Raw genomic sequence first — 16,857 nt, forward strand, 5'->3', positions numbered from 1 at the left:
ACGGCTATTCTAGATAGTTTTATTGCGCAATAGTTTAGCGGCTTATCTCTTAAAACAAAACCTCTAATGCGGAGAGACAAAAGCGCTGTTAAGGGAAATGTGCAGGCTACTTTAGGTCGGCAACGGCGATGCTTAATCTGGACATGATTGACAATGTGACGACTGAAATAGTTATTAGATTCGATTATGTGACGTTTTTCTGCTTATAGATAAAATGCTTGTTACCCAAAAAATATCACGCTAATCAGGCAGTAAAATCACACTATCGTGCCTAATTCATTAATCCCTTCCTATACTGATAACTGCAATCCCTTTCTTACGTTGATTTGCTAGGTTGAGAGCTTTATATGAGCGAAATTAAAAAATCAGAAATATTGACAGAGAGTGGCACAAATGAACTCGAAATTATTGAGTTTCATCTACATAAGACACTTCCCAATGGTGGCCATAAAGTGTGCCATTACGGTATTAATGTCGCCAAAGTGAGAGAAGTAATTAGGGTGCCAGAAACGTCAGATTATCCCAATGCCCAGCGGCACATGGTTGGGGTGTTCTCGCTGCGAGAAAAGTTGATCCCTTTGGTCGATCTAGCCGGTTGGCTCGGAATATCGACACCTGAGGATTTAACCCACAAAGTGGTCATAGTGACTGATTTTAATAAGATGATTAATGGGTTCTTAATCGATAGTGTTCGTAGCATCCATAGAGTGTCGTGGGAGCAAGTTGAATCGCCGAGTCAATTTTTAGAAGCGGGTGAAAATGATTGTGTCGTTGCCGTAGTGCGCCGTGATGGCATGCTCATTATGATATTGGATTTTGAGAAGATTATTGCCGATATCAATCCTGAACTGAGTATGGATAAGTACGATGTCACGCTCGATAGAAGTGTACTGATCAATGATAAAATGCTGGCGAAACGTGAAGCGAAAACGATTTTAATTGTCGATGATTCCGCTTTTATTCGTAAGATGATCGAAAATACCCTTCGTAGCGCAGGTTACAACATTATCACAGCCAAAGATGGTGGTGATGCCCTTGAAATGCTGATGGAATTTGAGAATCTTGCTGACCAAGATAATGCTTCTATTTCTGATTTTGTCAGCGCCATTATTACGGATGTTGAGATGCCTCGCATGGATGGCATGCATTTGGTGAAACGCTTAAGAGAATCCAAGGCGTATCGACAAATGCCAATTGTGATGTTTTCCTCTTTAATGAGTGAAGATAACCGCGCAAAGGCGATGGCATTAGGTGCTAACGATACCATTACTAAACCAGAAATTGGTCGTATGGTCGGTATGATAGATAAATACGTATTCGAAGAGTAATGCTATTTCATTTAGCGGCGATATTTGAATATGGGGTATTCGAGTCATCGCTATCAACGTCTTGAGTGATTCTTCAATGACAAACCATATCAAAGTAAAAAGCCATATTCACCGAGGCGAATATGGCTTTTTTGTAGGGTAAACGTTGTTTACTAGCGAATGATCATTTGATCGCGCTCTGGTCCAACAGAAACCATGCTAACGCGTACACCCATTAGGGCTTCAATACGTTCAACATATTGTTGTGCGGCGACTGGCAGGCTTTCGAAGGTGCGACAACCAGTAATATCTTCGCTCCAGCTTGGCATTTGCTCATACACTGGGCTTAACGCAGCAGTTTGTGGCCAAATTGGGTTCTCAGTGTGTTCACCAGCATAGGCAACACAGATTTTCAGATCTTTCATGCCAGAAAGACAATCAATCTTAGTCAGGGCAATTTCGGTTGCCGCTTGTAGCTCAACACCATTACGGGTGGCAACAGCGTCGAAGTAACCCATGTCACGTGGACGGCCTGTCGTTGCACCAAACTCGTTGGCATTTTCGCGGAAGGCGTCTTGCTCTTCCATTGCGGTCACTAACGTACCTGTGCCGACTGATGAGCTAAAGGCTTTCGCGACAGCAATTACGCGCTCTGGACGCAGAGCTGGTAAACCGCTGCCGATACCCGCGTAAGCCGCAGTCACGTTTGAAGATGTGGTATAAGGATATTCGCCGTAGACTAAGTCGCGGCCAGCACCTAATTGCGCTTCAAACAGTAAGCTCGCATCTTGTTTTTGTAATGCTTTTAATGGCTCTGTCACGTTACAAATAAACGGACGCCAAGGTGCCGTCACTTCTAATAACCATGCGGTCATTTCGGCGGCGGTTTGATTAAAATCGCAACTTGGATAAAGTGCTTTTAACTGCGGTAATTTCCAGTCGAGCATAAATTGAATGCGCTCTTGCAGCACTTCAGGTTGGTTTAACCAGCCGACTAAAATACCTTTTTTCATCACGCGATCGCCATAGGCTGGTGCAATCCCTTGACGGGTTGAACCATAGGCGAGGTCGCCAAGACGTTGTTCTTCTAAGGTATCTTCTAATGCATGTAGAGGTAAGCACAAGGTAGCACGGTCAGAAATGCATAATTTGACTTCAATGCCAGCCGCTTGCACTTCAGCAATTTCTACACTGAGTTTTTCAGGGCTGATCACCATACCAGGGCCTAAAACTGCAACGCAGTTAGGGTTGAAAATGCCACTTGGTAATTGGTGTAATTTAAAGGTGCCATAGTCGTTGACGACGGTATGGCCAGCGTTGTTACCACCTTGAAAGCGAATACTGGCAGCGGCATCCGCGGCTAAATAATCTACGATGCGGCCTTTGCCTTCATCACCCCAATTTGCACCCACAACCACGATCGACGGCATAACAACATCTCCTCATTGATTAAGACGCTATGCTAGACCCGTCATTTGAATAAGAGAAATTAATTATGGTTATCATCCCAATAAGAATTTCATATATCATTGGCTATCATTAACTCTAATACTTTGCAAAAGGTGACGTTATGCTCGATATCCATTGGTTAAAGACCTTCGTGACTTTGGCTGAATACAAGCATTTTGGGAAAGCGGCCACAGCGCTGCACATGACGCAGCCCAATGTTAGCTTGCATATTAAGCAGTTAGAGCAAAGCACTCGAGTCAAGTTGATTGACCGTAATCCCTTTCGATTAACGCAAGCGGGATTTCGCCTGTTAGAGAGCAGTCAGAAGACGTTAATGGAGCTGCAAATTTGTCAGGCGGATCTCAATGCGATTAATGACCTTAGTCAAGGCACATTGACCATTGCCGCCAGCGACATTATCTCGCGGTTATTGTTGATCCAGCCGTTTCAGCTTTTTAAGGCGGAGTTTCCGGGAATAGATTTCTCACTGCTCAACACTACCTCATCACAAGCCTCTGAATTGGTGAAAAATGCCGAGGCCGATTTAGGGTTTGTGATTGCGCAGAAGGAAAGTCAGCCACTGCATTTTACTGAGCTACAACAGATTAAATGGTGTGCAATCGGAGATAATTTACAGCAATGGCAGCAGGCAAAACCCTCTGTGGATACGCCCTTAGCCGAGCAACCGACGTTGATTTTATTAGGACACGATACGCGAACCCGCGAATTGTTAGATCCCGCATTACCGTCGCTGAACTTATCGAATTACAGAATAATGGAAGTCGGCAGTGTTGACGCGCAAATTGATTGGGCAGAGGCGGGATTTGGTGTGGCTATCGTACCGGAGTTTTCGGTTTACACTAAGGCGAATCTCACCACTAAAGTCACTCCTCTACCGCAATTCCCTACTACGAGTTTAGGTTATATTGTGCGCCAGAATCAGATCCTGTCGAAGGCTATTAAGCAGCTGTTATATTGGGTGAATCAAGAGATCATTCGCTCGCAGCGGTAATCTATCATTCGCTCGTAGTAATAGGCGATTAGTCAGCTACTAAGAGCAGTTTGTCGTATTGGCCTGTGGCTTTTAGCTGTGATAAGCCAGCGTCGAGTTGGGTCGCTAAGGTTTGTGCTTGCGGATTTCCTTTCGAGAAGGCCAAAAAAATATCGCTGCTGTGGTTAGCAAATGCAGGAATAATCTCATCATCTACCCCCATTTTTTTCAGGTTTTCCTTCGCGACTAAGTCGAACATCAAGGCGGCATCTATGCGACCAATCAATAATAAATTGATGAGCTGTTGTTGGTTGGCGACGGTGACGATATTGAGCTGTTGCTGTTTAACTAATGTGGGAAATTCATCGCCATATTCATAGCTTTTAATCACGCCGATAACGGTGCCTTTAGGTAGCGCCCATTTATTGTCTGCAAGAATAGGTTTTTGTTTCTTTTGATAAAAAGAAGCCGTGGCGATAAATAATGGGGTGTTTCCAAAGATGAAGCGTTGCTCAGTACTGTTTTCGCGGGTGACGTTAAACACCCCATCAACTGCACCTTTTTCCGCCATCATCAAGGCGCGAGAATAGGGCACGACTAAGCTATTCACTTCAATATGCGACTGTTTAAAGGCGGCTTGGATTAAACGATGGGAAATGCCTTGGCCGAATTGATTGGCAAAGGGCGGCCAACTGTCTTCTGCGGCTAAGGTTATCGCCTGAGGCTGTGATTCTGCGGGCACTGCATTGCTTTCTTGGGCGAATGCCATGTTGCAAATAATGGATACGAGCAGTAAAACGATGCTAAGTATCAATGCTGATGGCAAATTTAATGCCTGCTGCATCCTGAGCCTCACTCGGTTCCCTACACGCATTTTGCTTCCATCTCCCTGCTTAATATATGGCTTTTATAGCATAAAGAATTATATCTAGACTAATGATTTGAATATTAATTATTGATAGCGAGTACTTTTGTGATGTTTATAGGATCTTTCAACAGCCTCAGTTCACTGTGTGCGGGTCTATTACTTTTGTTTACTGTGTTTAAGTGGTTTTTTGCGCTGGGCAACGAATATTCTGGCTTAGCTTTTCTGCTGATTAGAAGAAATTGAAACGGATAAGTTTCAATGCTGTCATCAAACGAACCGCTAACGTGCTTAGTGAGGTTCGTTTGATGCTGATGTGTGTTGATGTTAGCAATGCTATTTGACCTTAGTGGCTGGCATAGTAAACCAAGTCTTGTAGGGCTGATACTTGTCATAGCACCAATGGAATAGGGTGCTGTAGAAGAAGAAAAAGATCAAAAAAACCGCTTCTAAGCCCATGGCTGCCAACCAACCTATCTGTAGAAACCAGGCGATGGTCGGTATGCTAATGAAAATAAGTCCCCCTTCAAATCCAAAGGTATGCAGTATTCTGGTTTTCAAAGTACGTTGCTCTCGATTTGCCCCAAATACCCTGTCGAATCCTAGGTTGTAGAAGTAGTTCCATACCACGGTATAAAGACTCAAAGCGATACCAACTATGACGAGTTCACTGGTTCCCTTGCCTGATATAAGGGTAGAAACGGGGATAATAATAGCGAGTGCAATCGCTTCAAAGAGTAAGGCGTTAAAGATACGTTCTGTCGTTTTCATGGCTATTTCCCATTCATTTAATGTGACTATGGCCATAATTTTATCTAGTATAGGGATAAGTTATAGTTAGATAGTATCGGTAAAAGCGATATGTTTAGTCTCGAACAACTCGAAGCCTTTATGGAAACCGTAGAATCGGGTTCATTTTCGAATGCTGCAAGGCAACTTAAGAAAGCACAATCCGTGATTAGCCAGCATGTGATGAATCTTGAAATTGACTGTGGGGTTGAGTTATTTGACCGTTCGGGTCGTTATCCAGTATTAACGGCCGAAGGCAGTAAATTACTGCCCTACGCAAGAGCGACGATTCTTCAACATCGTAGGCTCAAACATACCGCCTTATCACTCTTCAGCAGTCAATCTTCAGAAGTGTGCCTTGCGATGGATGAAGGCATTCCGATACAGAGAATATCTGAAATTATTCGGTTGTTAGAAGGTGATTTCCCTAATATCGAACTCGAGTTTCTCAGTGCCTCAAGCATAGATATTATCGACATGGTGCATTCGGGAAGAGCATCTACAGGATTGATTTTTAGTGAATTATCTATGCCAAGTAGTATAGATTTTGAGAGCATTGGGGTGATTCAATTCGATCTTTATGTGGCGAGTTCGCATCCCTTAGCAAAATCAGTTGCACCGAACATGGACTCATTGCGATTGTATCGACAATTACTCATCCGCTCACGGAATACTAAAACCAGTAGTTTTCAGCAGGCGTTCAGTCCTGATGTTTGGTATGCCGATAACTATTACGTGTTATTGGAGCTCGCATTACAGGGCCATGGTTGGTGTCTATTGCCCGAGCATATGGCGTCCAATTTAGTTTCATCGGGTAACTTAACTCGCATCCCCATAGAATTTGAGCAGATAGGCTGGCATGCAAACGTCGATGTGATCCAGCATCAAGATAAAAGCAGCCTGCCATTATTGAAACGACTCAGACAACTGTTTAGAGAACTCTTGGTTGGACAGAAATAAATGGTTGGACAGAAATAAAGCAAAGCATAAATAAAACCCCAGTTAAGTGAGTACTCTACTGGGGTTTAGTTTTTGTGGATCAGGATTGGTGAATCAGGATTAATTATTACGCGGAAAGTTAGCCAGCACTAGTTCGGCCACTTTGCGCAGTTCATTCGGGCAAATTCCACTGGTCGCTTGTACGGCCATACCTTGTAATACAGTGCCTATATAACGGGCAAGCAGCAAGGGATCGGCATCAGCGGGCAAATCACCTTCATCTTTGGCGCGTTGCAATCTTTCGCACAGAGCGATTTCACCATCGCGGCGACGATTAATCAAAGTGTCTTTAATCGCTTGTCCTGCTTCACTACAGGTGAGTGCCCCTTGAACAATCAAACATCCCTGTGGATGGCTTTTATCCACCAAAGAGCTTGCCGCACCGAGCAGCATTGACTCGATAACCTGATAGGCGGTTTTTTGTTCCAGTGCCGGGTAGAAAAACGCACAGGGGCGCTGTTCATACAATTCTATCGCTTTGAGAAATAACTGTTCTTTATTACCGAAAGCGGCATAAAGGCTAGGTTTATTAATGCCCATAGCTTGGGTGAGATCGGTTAACGATGTACCTTCAAAACCTTTGAGCCAGAAGACTTCTAAGGCTTTTGCTAATGCATCGTCAGTGTCAAAAGCTCGTGGGCGACCAACACAGGGCGTCTGGGTGACGGTTGACATCATTAGGCTCCTCAATTCTCAATTGCCCCTAGGATAGACATGGGTTTAGTCCCTGTCCAGCCACACTTGCCACCGATGACGGACTTAGGGGGATATGTCTACTTAGTCATTCAAGTTGTCACCTAAGTTCAGCATGTTATCTGCGTTAGTCAGTATTTGCTTCAATATTCATCAAAATGCTTTGCCGTTCAAACTCGTAGCTTTTTGCCTCCGGACGCATTGTATGCCTAGGGTAAGTGCACACTTTTAATTAAATACCGTTCGGTACATAAATTTGTTGACAGCATCATTTTACGCTATATATTACCGTCCAGTACAGAATATTTTTTACCAGTCGGTATTTAATTGGTTTGGTTTGTAACACAGCTGCATGTGTGTGGTTCGAACAGCGTGAAATGCCCGCCACTTTGAGGATAGTAATATGATGAGTAACAAACCTTTACGAATAATGATGTTAACGGCAGTGGCTGCTTTCGTCCTTTCAGCTTGTGGTGAGCAAACAGCGCAGCAGGGACCTGCACCGAGTGCGCCTAAGGTGGATGTAGCTCAGGTATTACATGAGCGAGTCACCGAATGGGATGAGTTTACCGGTCGTTTACAGGCGCCAGAAAGTGTCACCCTTATCCCGCGGGTGTCGGGCTATATCGACTCCGTAAATTTTAAAGAAGGCGCCTTAGTGAAAAAAGGCGAGGTGTTATTTCGCATCGATCCAAGCGTGTTTGAAGTGGAAGTGGCACGGTTAAAAGCAGATCTTGCTAGCGCACTCTCTGCAGAGCAACTGGCCACTAATGATTTTGAACGGGCACATAAGTTATTTGACCAAAAGGCGGTCTCGGCCGAATTACTCGATACCCGTGAGTCGAACAAACGTCAGACTGCAGCCGCAGTCGCTTCGGTGAAAGCAGCACTCATGCGCGCCGAGCTTGATTTAGCTTATACCCAAGTACAAGCGCCGATTGATGGCCGAGTATCCTACGCCAACGTCACTGCGGGTAACTATGTCACCGCAGGGCAGAGTGTGCTGACCAGCTTAGTCTCTACCGCCAGCATGTATGCCTATTTCGATGTGGACGAGCAAACCTACCTTAAATACGTGAAGTTGACTGCGCAGAACAAACGTAACGATCCCCGTGCTGGCGATAATCCTGTGTACATGGCTTTAGCCAATGAGCGCGATTATCACCATATTGGCATGGTCGACTTTGTGGATAATGCGATGGATAAGCAGACGGGTACTATTCGAGTGAGGGCCACTTTTAACAATGAAGACAATAATCTATTGCCAGGCTTGTTTGCGCGTCTTCGTACTGCGGGCAGTGGCGTCTATGAGGGGATCTTGATTGACGATAAAGCGGTTGGCACAGATCTCAATAATAAGTTTGTGCTGGTCGTCGGTCATGATGGCACGGTCGAATATCGCGGCGTGACCTTAGGCGAAAAAGTCCAAGGACTGCGCATCGTGACCCAAGGCTTGATGGCCGATGACAAGATCGTCATTAATGGTATGCAACGCGTACGTCCTAAGATGCAAATTGAGCCAAACATAGTGGACATGGTCGACAGCGACAAGCTCGAGGCGCTACGCCAAGCCCAGTTAATACTCGATAAAAACCAAGAGCATTTGACTGCGCAAGCGGTCGAAACGGCGAGCCGCGGTTAAGGAATAACACACTATGTTGTCGCAATTTTTCATTAAAAGACCGATATTTGCAGCCGTACTGTCATTGCTGTTTCTTATCACGGGGGCGATTGCCGTTTGGCAGTTGCCTATTACCGAATATCCAGAGGTAGTGCCACCTACGGTAGTGGTCACCGCTAATTATCCTGGCGCAAATCCTAAAGTGATTGCTGAGACAGTGGCTTCACCACTCGAGCAGGAAATTAACGGCGTCGAAGACATGTTATATATGTCATCGCAGGCGACGTCCGATGGACGCATGACCTTGACCATCACCTTTGCGATTGGCACGGATGTGGATAAGGCTCAAACCCAAGTGCAGAGCCGTGTCGATCGCGCTATGCCCCGTCTGCCGCAGGAAGTGCAACGCTTAGGTATTGTTACTGAAAAATCATCGCCGGATCTCACCATGGTGGTGCATTTGTTATCGCCGGATAACCGTTACGACATGTTGTATCTGTCTAACTATGCGGCGTTAAACGTTAAAGACGAGCTCGCACGGATTAACGGTGTGGGCGCGGTACGTTTGTTTGGCGCCGGCGAATACAGCCTGCGAATTTGGCTCGACCCGAATAAAGTCTCGGCTCTGGGTTTATCGCCAGCGGACATTATTGCCGCCGTACGTGAGCAAAACCAACAGGCAGCAGCGGGCAGTTTAGGCGCGCAGCCCAGTGGCAGTGCTGACTTTCAACTTTTGATTAACGTTAAAGGTCGTTTAACTGAACTGTCTGAATTTGAAGATATCATTATCAAAGTTGGTCAGAATGCTGAGGTGATCCGCCTTAAAGATGTCGCGCGGGTCGAACTCGGGGCAACGAGTTATGCGCTGCGCTCTTTACTCGATAATAAGGATGCGGTCGCTATTCCTGTATTCCAAGCATCGGGCTCTAATGCGATTCAGATTTCCGACGATGTGCGCGCCAAAATGGCTGAGCTGTCTAAAGGATTCCCTGAAGGACTCGAATACGAAATCGTTTACGACCCAACAGTGTTCGTGCGTGGCTCGATTGAAGCTGTGGTAAAAACCTTGCTTGAAGCCGTGTTGCTGGTGGTGTTAGTGGTGGTACTGTTCCTGCAAACTTGGCGCGCATCGATTATTCCGCTGGTGGCCGTGCCTGTGTCTTTGGTCGGTACCTTTGCCTTTATGCATCTGCTCGGTTTCTCGTTAAATGCCTTGTCGCTATTCGGGCTGGTGCTCGCCATCGGGATTGTGGTTGACGATGCCATCGTCGTGGTCGAAAACGTCGAGCGTAATATTGCCGCAGGATTAAGCCCTGTTGCGGCAACACAAAAGGCGATGAAGGAAGTGACTGGCCCGATTGTGGCAACCACCTTAGTGCTGGCGGCGGTGTTTATTCCAACGGCCTTTATGAGCGGTTTAACCGGGCAGTTCTATAAACAGTTTGCCTTGACTATTACTATCTCGACCTTTATCTCGGCGATTAACTCACTCACTTTGAGTCCGGCATTATCGGCGCTGTTACTCAAGAGCCATGATGCACCTAAGGACGGCTTAACGCGTCTAATGGATAAGTTGTTTGGTGCTTGGTTATTTGTGCCTTTTAATCGTTTATTTAACCGTGCATCCGATGGTTATGGCTGGTTAGTGCGTAAGGTGATCCGTTTTGGCGGCATTATCGGCCTAGTGTATTTAGGCATGGTGGCGTTAACGGGAGTGCAATTTGCCAATACACCAACGGGTTATGTGCCCGGCCAAGATAAACAGTATTTAGTGGCCTTTGCCCAGTTGCCCGATGCGGCATCCCTTGAACGTACGGATAGTGTGATCAAGAAGATGTCTGAGATTGCGCTAAATCACCCCGGAGTCGCGCACTCAATTGCCTTCCCTGGCCTTAGCATCAACGGTTTTACCAATAGTCCTAACTCAGGCGTGGTGTTTGTTGCGCTCGATGATTTTGACTCGCGTACCAGTCCTGAACTGTCGGCGAATGCCATTGCCGGCCAATTAAATCAGCAATTTGCTGCTATTCAGGATGCGTTTATTGCCATCTTCCCGCCGCCACCTGTGCAAGGCCTCGGCACTATAGGAGGGTTCCGTCTGCAAATTCAAGACAGAGCTAACCTTGGTTATGAGGCCTTGTATCAGGTGACCCAACAAGTGATGTACAAGGCGTGGGCCGATCCTCAGTTAGCTGGCGTTTTCTCTAGCTATCAAGTGAACGTGCCACAACTTGAACTGGATATTGATCGGACTAAAGCGAAACAGCAGGCAGTGTCGCTCGATCAAATTTTCCAGACATTACAAACCTATATGGGCTCGACCTATGTCAACGACTTCAATCGTTTCGGTCGAACCTATCAGGTGAATATGCAAGCCGACGAGGCGTTCCGTCAAAGTCCGCAGCAGATAAGTCAGCTAAAGGTGCCGAATCTGAATGGTGACATGATCCCGCTAGGTTCGTTCATCAACGTCAGCCAAAGTTCAGGCCCAGACAGAGTGATGCACTATAACGGTTTCACGACCGCTGAAATCAACGGTGGTCCAGCGCTCGGAGTGAGTACAGGCCAAGCGCAGGCGGCGATTGAGAAAATTTTGGCTGAAACGTTACCTAATGGTATGACTTATGAGTGGACCGAGCTGACCTATCAGCAAATTCTCGCGGGCAATACGGGTCTTTTGGTTTTCCCGCTGGTGATCATCTTAGTGTTTATGGTGCTAGCCGCCCAGTACGAGAGCTTAAGCTTGCCATTGGCGATTATCTTAATCATCCCAATGACCTTACTTTCAGCCCTCAGTGGTGTGCTGATTTACGGTGGGGATAATAATATCTTCACCCAAATTGGCCTGATAGTGCTGGTGGGGCTGGCGACTAAGAACGCTATTTTGATTGTCGAGTTTGCAAAGGAGAAACAAGACCATGGTATGGCACCTATGGAGGCGATATTAGAGGCAGCAAGATTACGTTTACGTCCTATCTTGATGACATCTATCGCCTTTATCATGGGAGTGGTGCCTATGGTGTTCTCCACTGGCGCGGGCGCCGAGATGCGCCAAGCCATGGGCGTGGCAGTATTCGCCGGTATGATTGGGGTGACTGTATTTGGTCTTATCCTAACGCCGCTGTTTTACTATGCCTTAGCAAAGAGAGGCGGTAAAAAAGCCGATGAGCATAAAGAGATAACAATCGGTTAAGCTTGTTTTCTAGTTGAAAAATACATGAAAGGTCTACATTGAGTAGGCCTTTTTTGTTTATTCACAGCGAGAGCGATTAGATTTGACTATCTTTAGCTGGAGTTAATTAACATTAGGTCAATTGATGCTTAGTGATGGTATTGCTCGCTAGGTTAAAACTAAAACCAGAAATGAGGAATATCGTTGGTATTTTCTGGATCATCAATAAGAAACAATGAATAACTATTACCAGACCATTCTGTTAGCTTATAACTTATTGCCACTTGAGTGCGTCATTATCACAGTATGATTAGAATGGTTACTGTTTTACGACTTTTCTATATAATTTGATGATTATTCAATGTATTAGTAATGTACAATGCTAGATGAATCTAGATCGTTTTTTTACGCAGAACTCAGCTAAGGTACTTGTTGACCTTGCATCACTATGCCCGAGGTAACGGATGATCCTATATCGCGTTTTATATGCGTTAGTACTTTGCGTTTTGATCTATTTCACGCCTCAAGTCATGGCTGCTGAACTCAATATTAATGTAGTAGATCTGCAACAACAGGCCATTGCCGATACTGTCGTGGAGCTGATCCCTGCAGTGATGCCCGATAATGCGATACCTGTCGAACATTATGAAATGTCGCAAAAAAATCGAACCTTTATCCCCTTTGTACTGGCGGTGCCTAAAGGTGCAAAGGTGGATTTCCCCAACTTAGATCGTACTCGCCACCATGTATATTCTTTTTCAGAAGCTAAACCTTTCGAACTTAAACTGTATGTGGGTCAAGCCGAAGCGCCGATTCAGTTCGATAAACCCGGCTTAGTTGCACTTGGCTGTAATATTCACGATTATATGCAGGCATTTATCTATGTGGCAGATAGCCCTATTGTCGCAGTGACGGACGAGAAAGGTGAGATCCAGTTTAAGGGACTTATCGCTGGTCAATATAAAGTTAAGCGCTGGCATCCATGGCAGAAGGCGGCATCAGAGCCAACGGATTTACTGATAGTTAATGGTCCTAATCAACTCAGTCTGTCCTTAGACATTGAGCGTCAAGCTAAACCGTCGGCTCCGCCGTCGGGATTTGGTCACTACGATTCTGAAGGTAAGCCATTACATGCTAAATAGTTTTCGCGCTCGGCTGATTTTAGTTTTCTTTATTGTGCTGACGTTAGTGCAATTTGCCACGGCATTTTCCGTGTTGACAGCGACCGAAAAAGATAACTTTTTACAGCAACAGAAAAGCCTCGATATTGGCGCGAATGTGTTTCTCGAAGTGTTATCGAATCGCGGTATTCAGCTCAGTCAAAGTTTGTCCGTACTCAGTGCCGATTTTGGTTTTAAGCGCGCGATTGCTACTGGTGAGCAAGAAACCATTGAGTCAGTGTTATCTAATCACGGCTCTCGTATTGGTGCCGATGCCGCTGTATTGTTATCACCTAAAGGGGAGCTCTTGACCTCGAGTTTGCCCGGACTCACTCAGGATGATATTCAATCCTTATTTAATATGACCACCAGCAATCATAATGCTTTAGCTATCCTTAATTTTGATCATGCTAGCTATCAGTTTGTGCTGCAGCCGGTGAAGGCGCCGACCTTAATCGCTTGGGTTGGCATGGGTTTTTTATTGGATGAGAAGGTCGCCCAACAAGCTAAAGCCATTACGGGCATCGATGTGAGTTTTGTCAATCAGGCAACGGGCCGCACTGAAATTGCTTCAACCTTATCAGATAATGAAAAGTTAAGCGTAATTGAGCAGGCGAGCTTATTGCCTAGCTTGCTGAAAATGCCTAGTGAAAGTATTCCCGTAGATCATCTGTCTATGGGCATCAAACTTTATGATCACAACGGCAGCCAATTAGCGCTACTACACCAATCAAACCTCAAGTGGCAGCAAAGTTATCAGCAACTACGCAATAATATGTTGCTGATCTTTGCTTTGACCTTAGCGCTGGCGATTGCGATTGCGATTTGGTTGTCGGGCAGTTTGACTGAACCTGTGCATCAACTAGTGAATTATGCCCGCAAAATCGGTCAAGGTAAGCAGCCTGCCAATATTCAAGGTGCGCCAGCAGAGCTTAGGGTGTTGGCCAAGAGTTTATCCTTAATGCGCGATGATATTGAAGCGCGGGAAAAGGATTTAGTCTACCAATCTCGCCACGATAGCTTGACAGGTTTACTCAATCGTTTTGCGGCAAAACAGCATTTGGCGGATCTTAACGATAAATTATCCGGTGCTATGGTGTTGTTAGATATTAAACATTTCCGCCATATCAACGATATTATTGGTTTTGCCAACGCCGATACTTTATTACTGCTTTTTGCTCGTCGCCTAGAGCAATTAGCACCGACACCGGATTTGCTGGCACGATTAGACGGTGACTCATTTTTACTTCTGTATAGTCAAGGTATTCGCCCCGAACATTTACTGAAGTCATTGGATATGCTGGAGTCTCCCTTTCCAATCCAAGGCTCAAATATTTCTCTTACCGTGCGTGCGGGATTACTTGAAATCGATGGTAATGGTGCTGATATCGATGTGTTAGTGCGCCGCGCCGAAATTGCTCTCAATCAAGCCTGTCTCGAAGAGCAACGTATTGTCAGTTATCGTCAAGGCGCCGATGAAAAGTATCAGCGTGAGCTGACGATTATCCGTGATTTGCCTATAGGTTTAGCGCAAAACCAATTGTATTTAGTGTTCCAACCTAAAGTGGATTTACGCCTAAACCAGTGCACTGGTGCCGAGGCATTGATCCGTTGGCAACATCCTACGCTAGGGTTTATTCCGCCCGATGAATTTATCCAACTGGCTGAAAATTCAGGCAACATTGATATTGTTAGCCAGTGGGTATTGAAGCAGGCAATTCAGCAATTAGTGACATGGCAGCGGCGGGGTATAGTGCTAAAACTGGCTATTAACCTGTCGGCCCATGATTTAGTCGATACTCGCTTACCGAATCAAATCGCCATTTTACTGAAAGATAATAATCTGCCAAGCGGTGCACTCTGTATCGAAGTCACTGAAGGCGCCGTGATGAAAGATGCACTGACAGTGGTGAGTGTATTACAGCGATTCCGTGACATGGGCGTGTCTGTTGCCATTGATGATTTTGGTACAGGTCATTCATCATTAGCCTATTTGAAAATTTTACCTGTTAATGAAGTGAAAATTGATCGCAGCTTTATCAAAGACATGCTCACGGATAGCCAAGATGTGATGATAGTCGATACGAGTATTAAATTGATCCACGGCTTAGGTTTTACCGTAGTAGCCGAAGGCGTTGAAGAACAAGAAGGTGTTGAGATATTGCGTAATCTCGATTGCGATATCATTCAAGGTTACGTGTTTTCGAAACCCTTAAAAGCGGCTGAATTTGATCTGTGGTTCGAGGCGTTTAACCATCCAAATACTTCTGATGCATAAGCGCGTTTACTCAAGTCAATATGCAAAGACGTTAGACTAACGGTTCATCGTCGAAAGAATTAGAGCGGAGCATCCAGTGAACATTTCCATAAATGCATTGAAGTTGAATTCATTAACTTGGAATTATGTTAAGGCTTTGTTTTGCCTATTTTTACTATTGGGCACTGTTCCTACGTTTGCTGAAGGTAGCCGTGTGGTCGGGACTGGCGGCGGGACGATGATTGAAGGCAGTGCTGGCGGTGGCATAGTGCCATGGGCCGTGATCAACGGTTATGGTAGTAGCGGTGAATGGTCGGCAACGGCGATGGCGACGGGTGTCTATGTCGATGATTTTACGCTGAAAGTGATCGGTGCTTCTTTGAGTTTTGATAATCGATTCGAGCTGAGCGTTGCGCGGCAAACCTTTGATTTGGATACTATGGGCGGCGAGTTAGGCCAAGATATCTTCGGCGTAAAATACAAGCTTGCCGGAGAGCTGCTTTATACGGCTATGCCGCAAATTACCTTAGGTGCCCAGTATAAAAGAGTCGATGACTTTACGATTCCTCAGGCGGTTGGGGCGCGGGATGATTGGGGTTTAGATGTGTATGTTGCTGCCAGCAAAGTATTTTTTGATGCGATAGCGGGACGAAATGTATTACTCAATGGGACCGTGCGCGCGACCAAAGCGAATCAAACGGGTTTATTGGGTTTTGGTACTCAAGCTAATCATGATTACCAGTTTGTGCTCGAAGCCTCTGCCGCGGTATTGCTGACGGATAATGTGGCACTGGGTATCGAATATCGCCAGAAACCCGATGAGTTAGCTTTTGCCCAGGAGGATGATTGGCAAGATGTGTTTTTAGCGTGGTTTATCAATAAGCATTTTTCCGTGGTGACGGCCTATGCGAATTTGGGCAGCATTGCAGGGTTTGAAGAGCAACGGGGTTGGTACCTGTCGGTGGAGGGGGCGTTATGAGGCGTTTACGGATGAAGCTATTACCTTTCGTCGTAGTATTTTTTTTCACTGGCTGTGCGGTGCCAACGACCGAAACCTCAGCATCACAAACTAACTCGAGTCATCAAACCGCAAGCCATCAAACCTTATACCAAGATTTAGGTGGTAACGCAGGCGTATCGGCGATAGTCGATGGTTTGCTGGCACGTATTGCCACAGATCCACGCATAGTACATCACTTTCAAGAGACAGATATTGCGTTATTTCGTGAGCGTGCCATTGAACATTTCTGTCTGGTTGCCGATGGCGGCTGCGTGTATCACGGCGAAAGTATGCAGCACAGTCATAGAGGCTTGAATATTACTCAAGCGGATTTCGATGCCTTAGTCGGCCATTTGATTGAATCGATGAAAGAGCAACATATTCCGCTATCGACCCGTAATGCCTTTCTAAAACGTTTCGCCCCTATGTATACGGACATTACCTATCAGTGACTTGCTTCATCTTTAAAGTAGAAGCTCAACATAGTGTCTCGACATTGTGGGGCGAAAGAGTGAATGAGTCAGATACGGTTAGCGTGATGGATAGGCGCATTC

13 protein-coding genes are annotated in these 16,857 nt (G+C 45.6%); 9 read left to right on the forward strand and 4 right to left on the reverse strand.

The genetic code is table 11. The features are described from left to right. Window positions 1-347: 347 nt before the first annotated feature. The gene (locus L5M40_RS15920) at window positions 348-1,328 is read left to right on the forward strand and encodes a chemotaxis protein (RefSeq protein WP_028761419.1); all 981 of its coding nucleotides are present in this window, start codon (window positions 348-350) and stop codon (window positions 1,326-1,328) included. A gap of 152 nt (window positions 1,329-1,480) precedes the next feature. Here the strand turns inward: L5M40_RS15920 and L5M40_RS15925 are convergent, their stop codons facing one another. After that, a complete protein-coding gene (locus tag L5M40_RS15925; protein WP_173497522.1) occupies window positions 1,481-2,737 on the reverse strand; it encodes an adenylosuccinate synthase in 1,257 nt (418 codons plus the stop codon). A gap of 140 nt (window positions 2,738-2,877) precedes the next feature. On the opposite strand from L5M40_RS15925, the gene L5M40_RS15930 reads away from it, so the two are divergent. Further along, window positions 2,878-3,768: a LysR family transcriptional regulator gene (locus tag L5M40_RS15930; RefSeq protein ID WP_028761417.1), complete on the forward strand. Its 891-nt coding sequence runs from the start codon at window positions 2,878-2,880 to the stop codon at window positions 3,766-3,768. 28 nt (window positions 3,769-3,796) lie between these two features. Here L5M40_RS15930 and L5M40_RS15935 read toward each other — a convergent pair whose 3' ends face one another. Together L5M40_RS15935 and L5M40_RS15940 are read right to left on the reverse strand one after the other, a co-directional pair. Beyond that, window positions 3,797-4,621, reverse strand: a complete 825-nt coding sequence (locus L5M40_RS15935; protein WP_263176300.1) for a substrate-binding periplasmic protein — start codon at window positions 4,619-4,621, stop codon at window positions 3,797-3,799. Between the two features lie 327 nt (window positions 4,622-4,948). Beyond that, window positions 4,949-5,383: a PACE efflux transporter gene (locus L5M40_RS15940; protein ID WP_106651872.1), complete on the reverse strand. Its 435-nt coding sequence runs from the start codon at window positions 5,381-5,383 to the stop codon at window positions 4,949-4,951. 90 nt (window positions 5,384-5,473) lie between these two features. On the opposite strand from L5M40_RS15940, the gene L5M40_RS15945 reads away from it, so the two are divergent. Further along, the gene (locus L5M40_RS15945) at window positions 5,474-6,361 is read left to right on the forward strand and encodes a LysR family transcriptional regulator (RefSeq protein WP_263176301.1); all 888 of its coding nucleotides are present in this window, start codon (window positions 5,474-5,476) and stop codon (window positions 6,359-6,361) included. A 99-nt stretch (window positions 6,362-6,460) separates the two neighbouring features. On the opposite strand, the gene L5M40_RS15950 is transcribed toward L5M40_RS15945, so the two are convergent. Next, the gene (locus tag L5M40_RS15950; RefSeq protein ID WP_198572928.1) at window positions 6,461-7,078 is read right to left on the reverse strand and encodes a TetR/AcrR family transcriptional regulator; all 618 of its coding nucleotides are present in this window, start codon (window positions 7,076-7,078) and stop codon (window positions 6,461-6,463) included. A gap of 418 nt (window positions 7,079-7,496) precedes the next feature. Between L5M40_RS15950 and L5M40_RS15955 the strand changes: the two genes are divergently transcribed. The 6 genes from L5M40_RS15955 to L5M40_RS15980 all read left to right on the forward strand — a co-directional run bounded on the left by L5M40_RS15955 (window position 7,497) and on the right by L5M40_RS15980 (window position 16,755). After that, window positions 7,497-8,735, forward strand: coding sequence for an efflux RND transporter periplasmic adaptor subunit (locus tag L5M40_RS15955; RefSeq protein ID WP_263176304.1), 1,239 nt, complete (start codon window positions 7,497-7,499; stop codon window positions 8,733-8,735). 13 nt (window positions 8,736-8,748) lie between these two features. Further along, on the forward strand, window positions 8,749-11,907 hold the full coding sequence (locus L5M40_RS15960) for an efflux RND transporter permease subunit (RefSeq protein WP_263176305.1): 3,159 nt from the start codon (window positions 8,749-8,751) through the stop codon (window positions 11,905-11,907). Window positions 11,908-12,350: 443 nt separating this feature from the next. After that, window positions 12,351-13,028 (forward strand): methylamine utilization protein, encoded by a 678-nt coding sequence (locus L5M40_RS15965; RefSeq protein WP_263176307.1) that lies wholly within the window; start codon window positions 12,351-12,353, stop codon window positions 13,026-13,028. Then, window positions 13,018-15,324 (forward strand): GGDEF domain-containing phosphodiesterase, encoded by a 2,307-nt coding sequence (locus tag L5M40_RS15970; RefSeq protein ID WP_263176308.1) that lies wholly within the window; start codon window positions 13,018-13,020, stop codon window positions 15,322-15,324. Before L5M40_RS15965 ends, L5M40_RS15970 begins: the two co-directional genes overlap by 11 nt. Before the next feature lie 76 nt (window positions 15,325-15,400). Further along, window positions 15,401-16,282 carry a DUF3034 family protein gene (locus L5M40_RS15975; RefSeq protein WP_263176309.1) on the forward strand — a complete coding sequence of 294 codons (882 nt, stop codon included), beginning with the start codon at window positions 15,401-15,403 and terminating at the stop codon, window positions 16,280-16,282. Next, window positions 16,279-16,755, forward strand: a complete 477-nt coding sequence (locus tag L5M40_RS15980; protein ID WP_263176311.1) for a group I truncated hemoglobin — start codon at window positions 16,279-16,281, stop codon at window positions 16,753-16,755. The genes L5M40_RS15975 and L5M40_RS15980 overlap by 4 nt, the downstream gene beginning before the upstream one ends. The last annotated feature ends 102 nt before the right edge of the window (window positions 16,756-16,857 follow it).

The organism is Shewanella sp. SM68 (assembly GCF_025653925.1).
Lineage (GTDB): Bacteria > Pseudomonadota > Gammaproteobacteria > Enterobacterales > Shewanellaceae > Shewanella > Shewanella oncorhynchi.

Coding starts and splice junctions, on each gene's coding strand:
- L5M40_RS15965 (WP_263176307.1), top strand. CDS start 12,351: ATGATCCTATATCGCGTTTTATATGCGTTAGTACTTTGCGTTTTGATC.
- L5M40_RS15925 (WP_173497522.1), bottom strand. CDS start 2,737: ATGCCGTCGATCGTGGTTGTGGGTGCAAATTGGGGTGATGAAGGCAAA.
- L5M40_RS15955 (WP_263176304.1), top strand. CDS start 7,497: ATGATGAGTAACAAACCTTTACGAATAATGATGTTAACGGCAGTGGCT.
- L5M40_RS15970 (WP_263176308.1), top strand. CDS start 13,018: ATGCTAAATAGTTTTCGCGCTCGGCTGATTTTAGTTTTCTTTATTGTG.
- L5M40_RS15920 (WP_028761419.1), top strand. CDS start 348: ATGAGCGAAATTAAAAAATCAGAAATATTGACAGAGAGTGGCACAAAT.
- L5M40_RS15935 (WP_263176300.1), bottom strand. CDS start 4,621: ATGCGTGTAGGGAACCGAGTGAGGCTCAGGATGCAGCAGGCATTAAAT.
- L5M40_RS15960 (WP_263176305.1), top strand. CDS start 8,749: ATGTTGTCGCAATTTTTCATTAAAAGACCGATATTTGCAGCCGTACTG.
- L5M40_RS15980 (WP_263176311.1), top strand. CDS start 16,279: ATGAGGCGTTTACGGATGAAGCTATTACCTTTCGTCGTAGTATTTTTT.
- L5M40_RS15945 (WP_263176301.1), top strand. CDS start 5,474: ATGTTTAGTCTCGAACAACTCGAAGCCTTTATGGAAACCGTAGAATCG.
- L5M40_RS15940 (WP_106651872.1), bottom strand. CDS start 5,383: ATGAAAACGACAGAACGTATCTTTAACGCCTTACTCTTTGAAGCGATT.
- L5M40_RS15950 (WP_198572928.1), bottom strand. CDS start 7,078: ATGATGTCAACCGTCACCCAGACGCCCTGTGTTGGTCGCCCACGAGCT.
- L5M40_RS15930 (WP_028761417.1), top strand. CDS start 2,878: ATGCTCGATATCCATTGGTTAAAGACCTTCGTGACTTTGGCTGAATAC.